Origin of the sequence: Methylotenera versatilis 7 (assembly GCF_000799165.1) — a bacterium.
In the GTDB taxonomy this organism is placed as follows: domain Bacteria; phylum Pseudomonadota; class Gammaproteobacteria; order Burkholderiales; family Methylophilaceae; genus Methylotenera_A; species Methylotenera_A versatilis_A.
Genome location: NZ_JUGF01000001.1, coordinates 23,229 through 39,770, shown reverse-complemented (window position 1 = coordinate 39,770; position 16,542 = coordinate 23,229). Strand labels below are relative to the sequence as shown.

General features: G+C 39.5%; 19 protein-coding genes and 1 tRNA gene. 2 read left to right on the top strand and 18 right to left on the bottom strand.

Annotation, left to right across the window (positions count from 1 at the left end):
• Positions 1–35 precede the first annotated feature (35 nt).
• Positions 36–599 carry a hypothetical protein gene (locus tag K370_RS00155; RefSeq protein WP_047536679.1) on the bottom strand — a complete coding sequence of 188 codons (564 nt, stop codon included), beginning with the start codon at positions 597–599 and terminating at the stop codon, positions 36–38.
• A 376-nt stretch (positions 600–975) separates the two neighbouring features.
• Entirely contained in the window at positions 976–1,191 is a 216-nt protein-coding gene (locus K370_RS00150; RefSeq protein WP_047536676.1) for a hypothetical protein, read from the bottom strand.
• A 391-nt stretch (positions 1,192–1,582) separates the two neighbouring features.
• Between K370_RS00150 and K370_RS00145 the strand changes: the two genes are divergently transcribed.
• Positions 1,583–2,335, top strand: coding sequence for a hypothetical protein (locus K370_RS00145; protein ID WP_152603127.1), 753 nt, complete (start codon positions 1,583–1,585; stop codon positions 2,333–2,335).
• Positions 2,336–2,358: 23 nt separating this feature from the next.
• Here the strand turns inward: K370_RS00145 and mauJ are convergent, their stop codons facing one another.
• The 16 genes from mauJ to K370_RS00060 form a co-directional block, all read right to left on the bottom strand.
• Entirely contained in the window at positions 2,359–3,699 is a 1,341-nt protein-coding gene (gene mauJ / locus K370_RS00140; RefSeq protein ID WP_047536670.1) for a methylamine utilization protein MauJ, read from the bottom strand.
• Between the two features lie 1,648 nt (positions 3,700–5,347).
• Positions 5,348–5,632 (bottom strand): hypothetical protein, encoded by a 285-nt coding sequence (locus K370_RS00135; protein WP_052185112.1) that lies wholly within the window; start codon positions 5,630–5,632, stop codon positions 5,348–5,350.
• 37 nt (positions 5,633–5,669) lie between these two features.
• Positions 5,670–6,545, bottom strand: a complete 876-nt coding sequence (locus K370_RS00130; RefSeq protein WP_047536667.1) for a DUF5677 domain-containing protein — start codon at positions 6,543–6,545, stop codon at positions 5,670–5,672.
• A gap of 115 nt (positions 6,546–6,660) precedes the next feature.
• Positions 6,661–6,870: a hypothetical protein gene (locus K370_RS00125; RefSeq protein ID WP_047536664.1), complete on the bottom strand. Its 210-nt coding sequence runs from the start codon at positions 6,868–6,870 to the stop codon at positions 6,661–6,663.
• Positions 6,867–7,034: a ribbon-helix-helix protein, CopG family gene (locus K370_RS12380; protein ID WP_081977123.1), complete on the bottom strand. Its 168-nt coding sequence runs from the start codon at positions 7,032–7,034 to the stop codon at positions 6,867–6,869. The genes K370_RS00125 and K370_RS12380 overlap by 4 nt, the downstream gene beginning before the upstream one ends.
• 101 nt (positions 7,035–7,135) lie before the next feature.
• Positions 7,136–8,203, bottom strand: coding sequence for a type IV secretion system protein (locus K370_RS00120; protein ID WP_047536661.1), 1,068 nt, complete (start codon positions 8,201–8,203; stop codon positions 7,136–7,138).
• Between the two features lie 12 nt (positions 8,204–8,215).
• Positions 8,216–8,482, bottom strand: a complete 267-nt coding sequence (locus K370_RS00115; protein WP_047536658.1) for a hypothetical protein — start codon at positions 8,480–8,482, stop codon at positions 8,216–8,218.
• A 3-nt stretch (positions 8,483–8,485) separates the two neighbouring features.
• Positions 8,486–9,295, bottom strand: a complete 810-nt coding sequence (locus K370_RS00110; protein WP_152603126.1) for a hypothetical protein — start codon at positions 9,293–9,295, stop codon at positions 8,486–8,488.
• A gap of 55 nt (positions 9,296–9,350) precedes the next feature.
• Positions 9,351–9,683, bottom strand: coding sequence for a hypothetical protein (locus K370_RS00105; RefSeq protein WP_047536652.1), 333 nt, complete (start codon positions 9,681–9,683; stop codon positions 9,351–9,353).
• A 29-nt stretch (positions 9,684–9,712) separates the two neighbouring features.
• Positions 9,713–10,249 (bottom strand): hypothetical protein, encoded by a 537-nt coding sequence (locus tag K370_RS00100; RefSeq protein ID WP_047536649.1) that lies wholly within the window; start codon positions 10,247–10,249, stop codon positions 9,713–9,715.
• A gap of 69 nt (positions 10,250–10,318) precedes the next feature.
• On the bottom strand, positions 10,319–11,953 hold the full coding sequence (locus K370_RS00095) for a hypothetical protein (protein ID WP_047536646.1): 1,635 nt from the start codon (positions 11,951–11,953) through the stop codon (positions 10,319–10,321).
• 19 nt (positions 11,954–11,972) lie between these two features.
• Complete coding sequence (locus K370_RS00090; protein WP_152603125.1) at positions 11,973–12,203, bottom strand: hypothetical protein; 231 nt, start codon at positions 12,201–12,203, stop codon at positions 11,973–11,975.
• 55 nt (positions 12,204–12,258) lie between these two features.
• Complete coding sequence (locus tag K370_RS00085) at positions 12,259–12,723, bottom strand: hypothetical protein (RefSeq protein WP_047536641.1); 465 nt, start codon at positions 12,721–12,723, stop codon at positions 12,259–12,261.
• A 964-nt stretch (positions 12,724–13,687) separates the two neighbouring features.
• Positions 13,688–14,578, bottom strand: a complete 891-nt coding sequence (locus K370_RS00075; protein ID WP_152603124.1) for a hypothetical protein — start codon at positions 14,576–14,578, stop codon at positions 13,688–13,690.
• Positions 14,575–14,919, bottom strand: a complete 345-nt coding sequence (locus K370_RS00070) for a helix-turn-helix transcriptional regulator (protein WP_047536632.1) — start codon at positions 14,917–14,919, stop codon at positions 14,575–14,577. The genes K370_RS00075 and K370_RS00070 overlap by 4 nt, the downstream gene beginning before the upstream one ends.
• 738 nt (positions 14,920–15,657) lie before the next feature.
• Positions 15,658–15,733 (bottom strand) — tRNA-Arg (locus K370_RS00060).
• 196 nt (positions 15,734–15,929) lie between these two features.
• On the opposite strand from K370_RS00060, the gene K370_RS00055 reads away from it, so the two are divergent.
• Positions 15,930–16,463 carry a peroxiredoxin gene (locus tag K370_RS00055; RefSeq protein WP_047536628.1) on the top strand — a complete coding sequence of 178 codons (534 nt, stop codon included), beginning with the start codon at positions 15,930–15,932 and terminating at the stop codon, positions 16,461–16,463.
• Positions 16,464–16,542 lie beyond the last annotated feature (79 nt).

Sequence of the window (16,542 nt, the reverse complement as noted above, 5' to 3'; positions counted from 1 at the left end):
GCAAAGAGGAGGCCATACATCGTGTATGGCTTTTTTTATTTATCTACTGACAATACGCCGTTAGTAGTATCCCAGTCGTTTAAATCTTTGCGGTAATCCCAGTTATAAGCAGGACAAACGGTGCCACCAGAGCGAGCGCCACCCTTCCAGTAACACTTGTTATCGTTATTGGCAGATGCGATATCTATAACTGAGGTGATTGAATTCTGTGCAACTTTAACTGAAACGTAAGTGCATTTAGAATCTCCAACACGACCACAGGTATTTTTAGCGGGGAAATCTTTTGGTGCTAACGCTAAAGAATTGGCTGCGGCGGCTTTAAAACCAAACCCGTGAAATACATTTACAGCATTGTAGTTATCCAAATCTTGACATCGGGCATCGGAATAATTGACTGCTTCGCAAAGCTTGGTTTTAACTGATTGATCGTCCAAGATGAAAAATGAGCCATAAGCTATTCCATCTGCTGACTTAACTAATTTATAAGAGTTATCTACTCTAGATTTAACTTGGCTGTCCACACTCGCGCATCCAACAGTCATTGCTACCAATGCACTTAAAGCCCATCCTTTTAATATTTTATTCTTTGAAACATTCATTTTTACTACTCCTTATTTTTATTTTTTGTGTTGTGTCTTGAAAACATCCAAGCACGTCTTTGCACACGTATTATGCCCAAAACAGGTTTACTTTTCTTGGGTTAATGTAAGGGTTTTGAAACAGTTTCGAAACGGTTTCAAAAGAGTTTCTTAACGGTGAGTAAATAATTTTTAGTACCCTAAGAAGGGCCTCGGAAGGGTTTCAAAAAGTTATCTTAAACGGAGTATAGCCACCCTTTGAAGGGGCTTAGAAGGATCTTCAAAGGCACTTAAAATTGGCTAAGGAGTGACAATATTGAGCATGAAATCTCAAAAGTAAAAAAACCACACTCTATAATGAGTGTGGTTTTTACTTTAGAATTTACTTAGCCCCAATTTATTGGGCTCTCCATGAATATCCTACTCTGTCAAAATAATCATTGGCTAACCGCCTTTCGTCGCTTCCATGGCTATTATTTAGTTCACATAAATCAGCAATAAATCCATTTAAGACTTCAACTGGATTTGTGCAGTTACGCTTACAAATATCTGCAAACTCATTGTCTATTTCGATAGTTACAACATTTTTTGCATCTAATTTTTTATTACTCATTATGAATACCTCAATTATTAAAATTTAACTTTCTAAGCTCTATAGGTATTACACATGAACATAAAATTTAATGAATTAAAATTAATACAAAATACTGGATATTAGGTAGCTGCTTAACGCCTTAAAAAGGGATAAACCCAAACTTCAGCCAGTTTTATAGGAGCAACATCAGACTATAAAAATAATTGAGTAAACAAATCTACAAAAAATCAATTAATCACTATAAATCAATAGGATATATTGCATTTTCAGTTAATCTAAACTAATATATTTATGCATTAAACATCTTCATAACTAAGTAGAAATAGGTAGCTGCTTAGCGCTTCAAGAAGTGATGTAACTCAAAACTTCAGTAACCAATTCACTAAATTTGTTACTGATGGAGTTTGTCATGCAATCAATCAATATTCCCACCTCAAAAGCTGCCGCTATGTCTTACCTTCAATTACTCGTAAGCACTGGCTATCGAAACTGGACCTGTGGTGTGATGCACTTCTCTAAAGCAGAAGCCTTCGCATCTAAAATGAATAGCCTTTACGGTGTGGAAGCCACCCAATCTCAACGAGAAACTCTCAAGAAAAAGGGGAAAGCCGCAGCCAAACTAGTGATTTTTCCCCACGATAAGGACAAAACTAAGGTTATGTATTGGCTTTTAGCTACGCCAGGCAGTGGATTAACTCATGAAAGAGAAAAACTGTCAGACGCACTAAAAGTGCCGCTGACTTGGCGCGATCAATACCACTTAACCCAAATTCAACGTGATAGAAAGCAAGGTGGCAAAATCACATGGACATGGCAAATGCAAAAGGAGTATTTTAAGGATCAACTTGCCATGTCTAAAGGTGCAGCAGACTCAGGTGAGCAAGCTTTAAAAGATTACTTTAGTCGTATTGGCCATATGCCGATGTTTAGCGGGATACGTGACCAGGTTATAGACCTTAATGACTACGGTCGTAAAACTTGGAATAAAAAACGTAAGTCAGCATATCCGCAGGTGTTACCTGTGAAACTACCAACCATGCCGCGAATTGAAGTGTTCAAGGACTTAACACTTCAAGATTTAGTTAAGCAAATGAACAATGTTGAAAATGAAAGGCTATTAAAAGCTGCCGACCAAGCAAACGAATTATTAGAATTAATTTAAATAAAAAGTGAAGCATTAAAAGTTTAATACAACTTTAATGCTTTGCTTTTATTTTCTTGTAAGCGAAATGCTGAAATAGTTTTTTCAATTGCCTCAATTGGATTTTGAGGAATAATATTCACAGGTATGATAACTTCACAATCAATTGGCTCAATGTCATTACACGTGAGTTCCGCTATACCATTCCATAGAAGATAATAGAAAAAAGAGTAATAGGATCTAACATCATCCTCATTAGGATCATTGTCACCTTTACACAAACCACCATCTTCTAAATTGGCGTGTAAACGGCCATTTACGAAATCTAAAAAGAACACAAGAAATACTGTTTTTCGATTATTGAATAGTACAATTTTTACAACACCCCTTTCTATCACGTCAACATGCATAATCATATTTTCCAATCCAAGGATTGGTCCATCTGGCCATAAACCTACTGAAACATAAAGATTATCTAAATCAGTGAAGTTCGATGGCGTTTCGCCATTTTTTAGAATGGCTAAATTCTCAGGAGATATTAATATTTCCCATGGCTCTAAGCGATTTCTTGATTCATACAAAGTTCTTTCATTTGGGACTTTTAATTCACATCTAATGTAACGCTCAGCTAACTGTTCCATAATGTCCATATCGGATGTTAGTCTACGCCTATCAGCTGGTATATCTGGATCAACGATCTCGCCTTCAAGGGTTGCATGTGCGACTGCACATCTTCCACTTTCAAATAGATGCTTACTTACATCAATACCTTCTCCTTGAAGGTCTAAAACTCTTCTAGCAGCTTTTGCAGTTAACTTATCTAAATTTTCATTAATCCAGGCTATTTTGAGGGCAGGTTTTGAAAATTGAGATTCTATGACTTTATAAAAACTTAGAAATGCATAACTACTGTGCACTCGCCGCAACCTTTGACCTTCGCGCCAAAATGCGAGTGCTTTTCGCACATTTTCACTCTTTATTATTGGCATATGGTTACAACTAAATGATTTACTTCCGTAAATACCTAATTCGGAGTAGACCTTTATAGGGTCACCGTATAGCATAGGATGTGATCCTGAAACATACCCAGAAACATCTACATAGCCATGTAAATACCAACTTAGTATTGAAGTAAATCGATAAACTTTAGCCAATACTTCATCCACTTGATGAGAATCACAAGGTACTGTGATGCAAGGTGGTGACTGTTTTCCGTTAAGTTCTGTTCCCCTAAGAATATAATCATCTCCTCCATACTGCACCCAAACATCTAGCTTCGGCCATGGAATAGATGATGCAACACCAGCAGTTAACCATCCAACTCTACCTGATAATTTTTGAATCACTAATTCACCGAAATAGTGTGGAACATATTTAGTTTGCATAATTAAATTCTTCAAATTTAAGCAATTAAGGTATTGAGAAAATAAGATTTTAATTATCAATAAGCAAGTCTTTGTTGTAAATAAACAAATATGGTTAAGCTCTTGATTGTTAATATGCGTTCATATTTATTGTTAGTTAACATATAGAGGTTCCTATATAAAATTAACAAAAGCAAAAATAACTAGTCTACAATCTACTTAAGACGCTAGGATTGGCGCTCCCCCAGAGGCCATTTAGGATGACTTCTCGGGGAGCGCCAACTCTAACAACTTACCGCAATACTCAGTCAGCCAACTGAGAAGTACCTTAGCGCCGCAGCCAAGAAATTCGCATCAGCGGTGCATCAAGGGAGGTGGTGAGGTAATCTTTAGAAAGTAATTTTTTCTGAAACTAAACTCACCACTTTATCTTGTCCCTTGAATAAGCTTTAAATTATAGAAATTGTGCGAGTAAGAAAGAGGGAAAGTGTATAGCTCAAAATATCGAGTAAGACTTAAACCCTGTCTTGTAATAAAACGGTGTGTAACTCACCGCCCAGTTGTGCAGCTAAATCTAGGGATAGACATGTTGCATGGTTGGTGCCTCACCCGAGGCCCACAATGAAAGTGATCGAAACGGTCACATACGGTAACACTTCTAGAAAAAGTGAGTATCGTGGCTACCAGATAGTGAACCAGTCAATTGGGAAGCTGTAGGGAGTCGTGGAGGAGCGTCAATCGGGTTGATAAGCTGGAAACAGCAAAGTAGGAAAGAGGCTGCAAAGCCGCGTTAAAAGTGTCGCTAGGGCCTCCAGTGCCTGCGAATAAGTGGAAACAATGTATTAGAAATCGGTAAGGGAGATGCTATGGAACCTCGGTCCCCTGAAAGATTGGCAAAGGCCAATGTTAGTAGATTAATACAGTGAGCTTACGACGTACTATAACGAAGATGTAAAAGAGACTAATTACTTGAAGCCCTACCCACGGCGCATATAGGCAATATGCGCAGCTTGTACGTGGAGGGTGAAAGGTTACTGAAAGTGTTGTTGAAAGACAGTTGTTGTTGGGCGCAAGCCTGGCTTTATAGTTGAGTAATTGGCTATAAATAACAGACTCGAAAGGTCTGGCAATCCTCAAAACATCGAGGGCACCGTTAGTAAAGGGGTACGCAGTGCGGTTGGGTTGAATCCCAAAAGTTGTTGTAACAAAGAAGTGCTTTTGCCTTGGCAGGCAAACAGAAGTCTCGAGAAACCCTTGGCGGGGTTTTTCGAGCGACTATAGCGATACACTGCTCGAAAAGTGGTGGATTTAGACTTAATAAACTAGGTACAGCTTAATGAACTGACCTTTTATATTTTGTTGGCAAGTGTTTTAAACGACTGGTCTGAACTCGTGATAAACAGACTATTGAACCGACTCATTTACGGGCTACTGTGTAGCATTTGGCCGATTGCGGCAAGCGTGAGACTAAACAACTCGCGACTAGGTAATACTAGGCACGCCACCACCCTTAATTGGGTGGTGGATTTTATATGTATAACCAAGGCCTATCATGCGACAACTTATCTTTAGCAAAGATTATTGCAAGAGATTCTGGAATTCCTGATAGAGATTTAGATTCAAGTTATGTGTTGCCATCCCCTAAAATACTTGTGGATAGGCATTAAGATCAACCAATCTTTGCATTTGGACTTATATTAGCCCCACCATGTATTGCGCCCTGAACAACACCTGTCACGCTAACTGTGCCACCCTCATTAATAACATTGCCACATACTACGCCATTGATATCAGAGGAACCGCCATTCTCGATAGTTAGATTGCCAAGAACGACTCCATTTAGCCTAAAGTACACTCCGCTTTTAACTGTAGCATTACCTGTAATAGTGCCGTTAAGTTGGAAGTCCTTTAAGATTTCCATGCTGCCTTCTATTTTTCCATTTTCGGAATTCATTCAATTTCCTTTTGTATTTGCCTAAAGTCGCGTTTTGTTAGCCATTTGGCCCATCATACTTTTGATCATAAATCATAAATATTCTCGCATTTACTCTCTCAACCCAATCAAGAACAGCCGTTAAATACTCATCTTCGCAGTCTATCCTCTTTAACCATAATCTATAAGGTTCATTGCAAAACTTGATAGTTGGGCAGATGTATCTTACATCGGCTTCGTGGTAGAAAGGAAAAGCTGAAAATGTTGAATCTTCATTTTTTTGAAGACACCAGTCCATTGATTCATTCCATGAGCCATGAATTGACTCTGACATTATTCCGTAGGTACATTTATAAAGATCTTCATCCGTGATTTCTTTAAAAATTTCAAAAAAATTTTTCCCTTGTAACTTCCAGCTATTTTTCTTCTGAGATTGAAAGCTTTCTTCAGTAAAACCTTCGAGATCCATTTTTTCTTGAATTGACACAAGCAATCTCTTACCTGCTTTAGTATCAAAAAAATGGGAACCATCCTTTAACTCCCTCAATATTCTTAGTCGATCTTTATAAGAGCACTTTCGATAGTCTTCCATTACTGCGGAATCTTGCATTAGTAAATATTGAGCAATAATTGATGCCTCCAGAAGAGGTCTTTCTAATATGCTAATTATTTCAGCATTATTTTTATCGTAATATGTAACGATTTCCTTGAGTAACTTCCATATTTTTGTAAGCAATCCCAAAATCGGTGCATCATCTAATGAAAAGCCTACAGGGTTCCTATCAACGTTCCTTATCCGTGTTATGCAATCATAAATTTCAGCCACATCTTTAACGAAAAGCCCTGTGAATTTATTAATATCTTCAAGGGATTTCAAGCTTTCTGAAATATACACCTCATCATAGCGACTAATTATTTTTTGAATTTCATCCATGCTCGTGACTTTTTATTGGATTTTATCGCCAACTCTGAATTCAGCGCCTTGTCCGCTCCAATGCTTTATTAGGCACAGCTTGACTTAAAGCATGCAAATTAAGGGAGTTACCAATCTAGAAGGAGCGCTTAACACTAGAAGATTCTTGAATGGTTTTTATGGCCATGGAAATTGAGCCGTTGATTTTGATGAGCTCTTCAATATCAGCTGATGAATTCAGATTTAGTAATTCTTTATTGACTGAGCAGATTTTGGTTGTCCCAACATAACAAGCAACCTCACCATTTAAATGATCCAGCCGAATGCTTTGAACGTCTGATTTCACTTCAATTTCTTTCTATGTTCTTCGATTGCGGCCCTTACAAAGTCTGACAAGGTGGTGTCGTTCTTCAAGGCAATCATTTTCAGCTCTTTAAGCTCCGTTGCGGGCAATTTAATTGTGAGCCTAGCATCTAGTATCAACTCTTGTTTTTTAATCGCTCTGGCCATCTTCTATTTCGAAATCCTTTTCACTACTTACATCTGCTTTGAACCCAATTAACAACGTATATTAAACCATTTTAAAAGGTTTAATATACGTTGAAATGTTACTAAGCAGCTTTTGTAGTCTTTTCGGCTTTTATCACTTTTTCTTTCGTACTGCTGCCTCTATTATTTGTCCTGGCAGCTCCAACCAATAGTGCATGACTATCGCCCGCACCACCTGAATTAGCACCACCTGTTGCAATTGAAGATGCAATATTGTCAGCTAATCCCATCATCTGTTTTCCGAGCATCGCAAAAAAAAGAACCATTAGTGACAGAAAGATTATGTTTTCATCGCCAGTTGATGCCGCGTTGCTATAAACAACAATCGCATCGATTGTGCCAAGTGACAACAATCCAACCAATACAGCAACGACCTTAAACAAACTCGCTGAAATCATGAATTTAAGCCAACCATCAAACAAGAAACTCAGTTTTGGTATTAGTAAAAATGGAATAAGGATAGGTCCTAGCGCAAGGCCAACATACATCATTAGCTGGCCTGCGTTCAAAATAAATATAAAAGTAACTAGTGCCCAAAGCTGAAAAAATACGGCAATAACTAAAATTATAATGCTGATAAAAAGCGATATTCCACTGGCATTTTGCATTGCATTGCCACCTGAGATTAAGCTTACAGTCGTAGCAAAGCCAGCAATTGGCACAGCATTGATCAATTTGTCAGAAATGCTTTGCGTTTCCTTTTCTGGTGGTGACAAAACCTTGTACATTTGCCCAATCGAAGTAGCATATTTATCGACAATCTCAACCGTTGCATCTTTGCCATTGGTAAATTCTTCGGCAATATCTGGAATCGCTTTTAGGAAAAATCCGCTCACTGATACAGATGACGTTGGGCCATTGCCGCCCATTGGACTACTCCACCCAATGATCATCGAAGCCAATATCACATATGTTAAAAGTAGTTTGGTTACATCAACCATTACTTTGTTACTACCGTCGATCATAAAAATGAATACGTTATAGAGAAACATTAGGGCAAATACGATGCCTAAAAATTTAAAACCTACCCCATCCATACCGCCAAGTTTCGCCGACAGCTCTACTCCTACGCTGTCCATTGCCTGCAACACATTGGTTATAACTGGTTTTATTGCCGTGAGATCTGCCATTGAAATGTGCCTTTAGAAAAATGAGCTAATGAATTTTGCTGGAATAAAAAACCCAAAGCAAAAAATGAATAGATAAATGAGGTAAGGTGTTTCGAAGTACGTAATGCTTACTGACCAAGCTACATATGACCTCTTAAGCCCCATTTTTGGTGCATTTCTATCGTCGCCAGTCACACCTTTTTCATATTTATTTATTGACTCAACAATCTTGGCAGCATCATCTTCAGGTACCCAGAAAAAATGCAGTATTCCTCGGTAAATTGGTTTAATTTTTGTCATTTTTTACATGTCCTTTAGTAGTCTTTTTCGGTTGGCCTCAACATCGTATTTCCCACTATTGATGGCATTTTGTGTTGCGGTATAGGATTTTTGAGCCTTTTCTCGTAACGCAATTTCGCGTTTTTTGTTCTCTTCCTCAATTGCCTGTTGCTGCTGTTTAGCAATGTTGTCTTGAAGTGATTTTTCACGAATCTGGGCGTTCATTTCCATCAGCTCACCTGCCATTATTTGGTTTTGTTGGGCTAACAACTGAAGGCCTTCTACGTTGCCACCTACCGCTGATATTTGAGACTCCATGGCAGCCAATGCCACTGACTTTTCCTCGGCTTTTTTGAATGCGGAAATATCACGATCTGCTTGCGCTTTATAGACACCACCTTTTGAGTGGGCTAGCAAGGCCTCGGCATTCAAATATTCTGTCGGAGTCATATTCAAATTGCGCATTTCAGCCCTACGTCTTTGTAGGGCATCAAACGCATCTGTACTTGATTTATGCACCTCGTTGGTCGCAACATACAACTCGCCCAATGCTTTTAAGGTACTTTTGTATGGCTTAAGTGCTTTTGCAACCAAGGCAACTGGTACGTTTTTTAAGTTCTGCAGATCATTGGCCAGTTGGTTCATTTGAACTGTGTAATCGCGTATTTGACCAGCCACGATTTGAGACTGCTTGCTAACAGACGCAATCAGCTCGCCATTATTCATAACCTGAGTAACCTCAGACGCTCCGCCGCCTGCTGCACCGCCTGCCATTGCATTTGTATTTAGAAATGCACTTAACAATGGGATCAATATAATTTTTTGTTTAAACACTTGCGCTTGTCCTTTCTGTACAACGAGCAAAAAAAACCTGCCGAAGCAGGATTGGTTATTTTGTTTCGATAATTTCTGCGAATTGACCTGGCTCATATTTTGCAGTTACCGTTTTACCTTCGAGACTTTCAAAATCTGACTTTTTAATTAGTGCAATAACCGCTTCTACTTCCTCGCCATCATTAAGAGTTTCGGATTCAGTTTTATTAGCGACAATTGCAGACAGTAAATAATCGTTAGGAGTGACACAGCGATCATCTGCCTTGTAAATGCCTTTGCAGGCCTCTTCGACCGAAGTGTCATTGCCGATAAGCTGGCCAGTAATTTCGGCAGAAAATGCAGCACCAGATGCTAATGAAAGTAGTAATGCTAAAGTTAGTTTTTTCATGCTTAACCCTTTAAAAAGTTTGTTAGTTATTATTGAGAAACTGCTGCTTGGTTATCGGTTTTGTAATCGAATACACCTGCACATACCACGCCGCCAGCGCGTGGAAGTCCACCCCACTTACACTTACCATCGCCAGGGCGTGAAACTACTTCAGAGACCGTTCCAACGCTGTTCGGCACTACCTGTAATTTGACATAGGTGCACTTTTGATCTTGACTTCCATTTGTTCCGCATCCGCTTTTTGAGTTGTCTGGCAGATTTAGTGATTTGTGGGCGAAGCCAAAACCACCAGTCCACGCCTTAGCGAAACCGAATTCGGACATAACGGCTACCATGCTGTAATCGTGATCTGAACAACGCGGATCATTCAGGTTAAATTTTTCACAATACTCCAGCTTTTCTTTTTGCGTACTACTGGGAGCACTGCTCAAAGCAAAACCAACAATTGACCCAGTTTTATTTGAGCTTATTGAATTATGGAACGTATTTGCAGTTGATGCACAACCTGCCGCATTTAGCATTATCAATCCCACGCCCAGCAACTTAATTACTTGATACCACTTCATATATCCTCCATTATGTTATAACAGTATAACGTTATAACAGTATAACGTTTTAGTTATTTTTTAGTTGACTTACAAACCAGTACTAATTGTCCAAGCCCCCGCTTTAGGTGCTGTACAAATAGCTAAAGCCTTACCCGTTAAGCCTTTCGCTTTACAACGCACTTCTGCCTCTCGTAACTGCCGCACTACGTTGGACTCCAAATAGCTGTCAGTTCTGTGCATACTGCCAGTATCAAGCCCCGCAGCAATACAATCTTTACCTGCCATGGTTTCAGGGCAATCACCTTTATACAGGCTTTGGTAGCCCGCCAAACCTGTCCCAACTCGACTCGTAATCTGCTTATTTTTAATGCCTTGATTAAGCCCACTCTCATGCCTGCTCTGGGCGCTCGTGTTTGGTTTCATGACACCATTGCCCGTACTGCCAGCCCATCCCGCTTGTGCGTCAACGATATCGGCACCTGCAAGCACGGCTGTACCCGCATAAATACCAGCGCCGATTGCTCCAATTGTTGCAGATCCAATGCCAGAACCAGCCGCGCTGCCAATTGCCGCAGTACTAGCTGCCGAGGCAGGCCCAACAACAGCCGCAAAAGCACTCGCCAACCCCCAAGTCAACGCAAAAGTTAAAATCGTAAACGCCAACACGGTGAAGCTAGATTTTTTGTAAACATAGTTGTACAACAACTCCTCCGTTTCGGGCATATTTCCGCCTGCCCACGACATGATAGATACGCCGCTTGTCACTAAATGATAAGGAGAGTCACAAGAACTGGTGTTGCCGTGGCCAGTTGCGGCACCGCTATTTACCGCGCAAATTGAAGACATTCCACCTTCGGGTTGAACCTCCAGGGGCGTGGCAATAAACCATTGCGGTTTAACAAAGCCCTGCACTGTGACTTTGACTTTTTTCTTTAACATTCCCCCCGATTTTTTCACTTTTTGAGTAAAGCGCGATTTATCGGACGCAATATAACCAATGTGTGCATCACTCGCACGCATGGCCATACCAACGGCTACACCAACCGCTTCCCATGAAATATTATGGAAAGCATTGTCGTTGGTTGCACCTTTGAAGTTTTGGAATGGGTTGTATCCCAATTTAGTTGGATCCGCATTTTCCGATGGCGTTAAATAGTCACGTTTCCAACGATTATATTCACCATGATGCGGGGTGTAATCTGCGCGATAGACGATCAGCTGACCATTTGGCGTTTTTTCAACTTTCTGAATCTCAATCACAAGTTCTGCGTTGGTTGGGCTATAGGCTGCGAACACATAAGCTGAGGTTTTCGGTAAAGCATTAATGCGTGATGAAATCTGCGAACTTGGTACGCCAGCTTGTCCTAGCTCTTCACGGCCATTGGTAATCCAGCGCTCACCTTCAATCATTTTCCAGTCGAATGCAGCTTGGTTTTCATTGGTGCGGTCTGCCGACCATGTGGATTCTGCAATCTTGGTGTAGTTTAGCTTTGGCCACTTTACGTTCTGGCCATAACCACGTGAATTAGGCATGCTCACCCAGTTATTAGGTTGAGCAGAAAGGTTTGCCCAAGTCGAGGAGATTCCAGACGAAGGGGCAATATCTACTGTTGTACCTGCTTGTGCGCTTGGCACAACCAGTATTGACGATGAGAAACAAATCAACGTCACAGCTGAGACAATCCGCTTAAATAGGCTGGTTGGTGTTTTTAAATCATTCATGAGGTTCCCCTTTTTCAAATTAATAGAGTTCGTCATGAACTAAAATAAGATTTGATACATATTCAAAAATTTCATTTTGCGCCGCGTCATCTGTTAGAAGCAGCGCCATCGCTGCCAGCGCAATTTCGCCAGAATGAATAGGGAACTTACGAATGGCGTCTTCAGCGCTATCCGCTTTGTTAATGCATTCAAGGCCAATTTGCAAAGTTGGTGACTCAAGATTGTTTGTGATGGTTTTCAAAACAGACATAACGACTCCTATTCCTATTTCCTCGCGGATGGAGGCCATCCGCGCGGGGGAGGGTTTAATTAAATATTGAGCGGACTTCAGAACGAATTTGTTCGTTAACGGGATTATTTTCTCCAACTTCATCCAGCAAATTTTGCGCTTCTCGTACTTTTCTCAATATGTAATTTTGATATTCGTCCATCTCATTTAGAACTTTTTGACTCCAACCCGACCCTGACCACCCGCGGTTGTTTGAAACATCAAAATGACCATCGCCCATGGTTTTGAAATATTCTTTATCTAAATATGACGGAAATAACGACTCAACAGTGAAAACTTCCTCCATCCCGTTTTGAACTTGAGAACTGTTGTAAACGCCATCCGCGAAGGTAAGACTCACCTTTCTGTTGAGCCAGTGGACAACCGCTATTAGTCGTTTCCCAAACATGTAATCTTCCGTCAGCAATATCAAAGATTTTTCTTTAAATTCTGACTTTACAGGTACGAAATACTCAAATAAATTATCTTGGGTAACTTGCATAAATTGCTCCTTTTTTAGATTAAATAATAATGAAATTAATGCTGTATCAACACTTAAATATTACTCCTAAACTCAAACACTAACAAGGCTATTTATCCTTTATTTTCAATTACTTACTGTTGATTTACTGTTTTTATTCAACAAAAATACAGTTAAATTTATTGTCTGTTTTGGACAAGCAAAACATGTCGTTTTCTTGTTAAGAAAAGCAGGGAATTTGACTAAATAAAAGTAAATTATTGGTAAGTTAAATTTACACAAATTCAAGATCAAAACCATCTCGCCGATGGGCAACGGTTGGCGGTTAAAACCAACCACCAACCAATGCCAAAGCTTAAATCACTACAAAGCCGTCAATAGTTCGCTACGCCTTTATCCGCGCCCATTCGTTGCTCGCCTTCGGCTCCGCTACGCTGTGGCCTGTGGTAAAGCTATTGACTGCTTTTTCGTTCTATTTACTTTTAACTCCACTTTTATTTGCAGATCTCACGTGCTCCTTTTCCTGCAGACCGCTTTTGAATTACCCGTCCACCAGCAAAGCTGGTGGGTGGTCCCTGGAAGGATCCTCCCAAGAGCGTGGAACGCGATTGGGTTGAGGACGGTTGCGCTTCAGCGCATCCGCCAGAGGGCTTTTAAAAAAAGCATGAGCGCTAGCGAATTCATTGTTTTGCGTAAAAAGATATCCACAATCAAAATTATCCTAATTATTAAAGTCTTATTAAAAGACTTGTTAAATACTTATTAGCCCAATTTTATTGAATATTTAAATTCAATCTAACCCACTGTTCTTATTGATTATTTCCTCATGTATTAAAATTAAAATTTTGATTTTTGGGACATAGTCGTCGGACTTTCGGACATAGTCGTCGGACTTTAAGCATAGTTTTAAGACATAGTCGTCGGTACTTTAAGACATAGTCGTCGGACTTTTTTAAGTGAAAAGACATAGCCGTCGGACTTTTGATTATTCAACATTAATACCTCTATCTTTAAGGTATTTTTCTTGGCTCGCCGTGGCTGGCTTTTTGCAATGTAGCTTAACTTGATCAAGCCCATTTTTAAAATCGAGGTGTAGATACCATCCATTCAACGGCTTAAATTTCTCAACTGCCTGCACCAAAGTACAACGTATCCATCTTGTAAAATCCTTTGCGCGAGCCCCTGAATTTTCGAACACAAACCTAGCTGTGATCGGATATGGTTCCGCGTGCCTTGTGTAGTACGTGTGCAACCATAAAGCGAGTTGGTTATTCCCCAGGCTAAATCTTTCATTCAAACTGATATATGAGTATCCATCTATTTGTAATGCATCACGAAGTGTTCGTTCGATAGAAATTTCGAGCATCTTCTTGTTACCATTACCAATAAAAACAGGCGTGCGGCCAGAGACTAACCTACAATAAAACGGAGGCATATTTGGCCTAGTAATAATTACTTCTGTGTTGTAGAGCCTTCGAACCGTAACTTCAAAACGAGCATAAGCTTGTGACGACGCAGATGATTTTTCTTCAGTTAGAAACTCATGTAATTTGACCCAAATATTTTCACCCAACCTAGTTCCACCTATACCATACAGAGAAATAATTCTTAAATATGTGGTTAAGTCAGATTGAGATAATGGTTCACCTACGAAATATATTTCGTACCTCTTCGAAGGTGTATATACCTTTACTTCTTCTTCATAAATTTGAAGGGATTTAGACTTTGACTTCCCATCTGTGGCTGCAAATAGGCTATTTCCTGAGAATATGTTTGGAAGTGTGGAATATCCTTTGTGACAGAACGGTAAATGAGACGCTACTAACTCAGCTCGTTGTTTAATTGCCTCTATTTCACAATTATTCAATTTGCTCATAAAGAACCACCCGCCACAGAGTCTGGTAGTCTTTTTGGTGGCCTCCCACGGCCGCGCTTTACCGAGGCGTCTGTTTTACTTTTATTATTTCGTGATTGAATCGGCTTTAAATTCTGAACCCACTCCATTATTTCACTGTACTTGAATCTGACAGAACTACTGGTGGGCTTGTAGACAGGGAATGGAAGACGCCCCGAATGAGATTTGTTGTAGATGGTACTAAGCTCTTCACCTAGAAGCGCGGCAACGTAATCCACGCCGACAAATATGGTTTTAGGATCAAGAATTTCTAAATGCTGTTGTTGCTTTTCTGACTGTGTTGTTTGTAAATTTGACTGCATGCTGTACTCCAATAACGAAGTTACAGCCCAGAACTATGGGATTTTATGTGGGCGCACCCGAATGCCCCCGAGGGCTTGAAAAGAGGCTTCTATGCGCTCAGTGAAATCGGTGCGGGTAGGAGTCGTTGCGTTAAATTAATATCGACAATGTGACGCGATTTTAAAAGCGGTGGTCGCTCGAATAACTGCTTTGTTAGCTGACTAATCAATACGCGCTCAATTACAATCAGCACGTCAACTAATACCTTTAATGATTTTAAAAAAACAGTAAGTAACCATTTACAAAAAACTTCTGAATCGCGTTTTTCATGAAATCTACGGAAAGCAATACTCTCTGAACTTGGAAATCGATAGTTAAACATAATTCGTTTAAATGAAAAGCGTATTAAACTTTCGATCCGCTCAATGCATTTAAACAGCCCATCAGTTCTTCTGTTGATTAGGCTGTACCGAATTGCTTTAAATGAATTGTCTGTCTTCATATTTAAATAAAAGTATACCTAAGTATAATAAAATGTAAATAATAAAATAAAAAATAATTTCTTTATAAACATATACTTATGGATAAATACTTATCCACGTCTCTAAAACCCAATAGGCACACCATTTAAATGACCTTGGTGCAAATTTGGTACAGTCATATATTAAAAATATAATGATATATAGTGAAATAGAATTATATGGAATGATATAAAACCATAGTATTTTCTTTAAAATCAAAGTACTATGCTTTATAAATGGTACCCCCGACACGAATCGAACGTGTGACCCTCCCCTTAGGAGGGGGATGCTCTATCCACTGAGCTACGGGGGCAACTTCTTTAGAAGGCTTGTATTATATAGTTGTCAGGGCATATTTAAAATATGATTATTTTCAGCTTGCAAACTAGTCTGCAAAATCCATATTTCAAAGCATATCGTGTGTGTTAGCGCGCATTAATTGTCAGCACTAACATAAACTTATTGTCGATTTTGCACACCAATACTTACAAAGACTCATAACAAAGACCATGATGCTAAAAATATTATTTTACATTGCCGTTCTAATATTGGCATTTTTTGGTTATCGCCATTATTCAAACTCATCCAATATTTTAAAAGTTGGCGACAATGCACCTAGCTTCACATTAAATGATGCAGAAGGCCAAACGCATTACTTATCCGATTATGCAGGGCAATATTTAGTGCTGTATTTTTATCCCAAAGATGACACACCCGGTTGCACGAAAGAAGCCTGCCAGTTTAGAGATGATTTGCACAAACTAGAAAAACTAGGCGCAAAAGTAGTGGGAATCAGCGTAGACGATAGCCGCAGTCATGCAGAATTTGCAAAAAAATATCATCTGCCTTTTCCGCTATTGAGCGATGAGGATGGCAGAGCAGCCAAAGAATACAATGCCTTAACCAATTTAGGCTTTATCAAAATTGCCAAACGCTATACTTTTTTAATTAACCCTGCAGGCAAGCTAGAAAAAATCTATCTGAACGTGAACACATCAAAACACTCTCAAGAAATTATTGATGATTTAACGAAACTCAAATAGCTTAAGTCATATATAAATCTATCTGCATATAGCCCGTATTGAGGAGAGATGATGAGGAACTTGGTAAAGCTTGGATTAA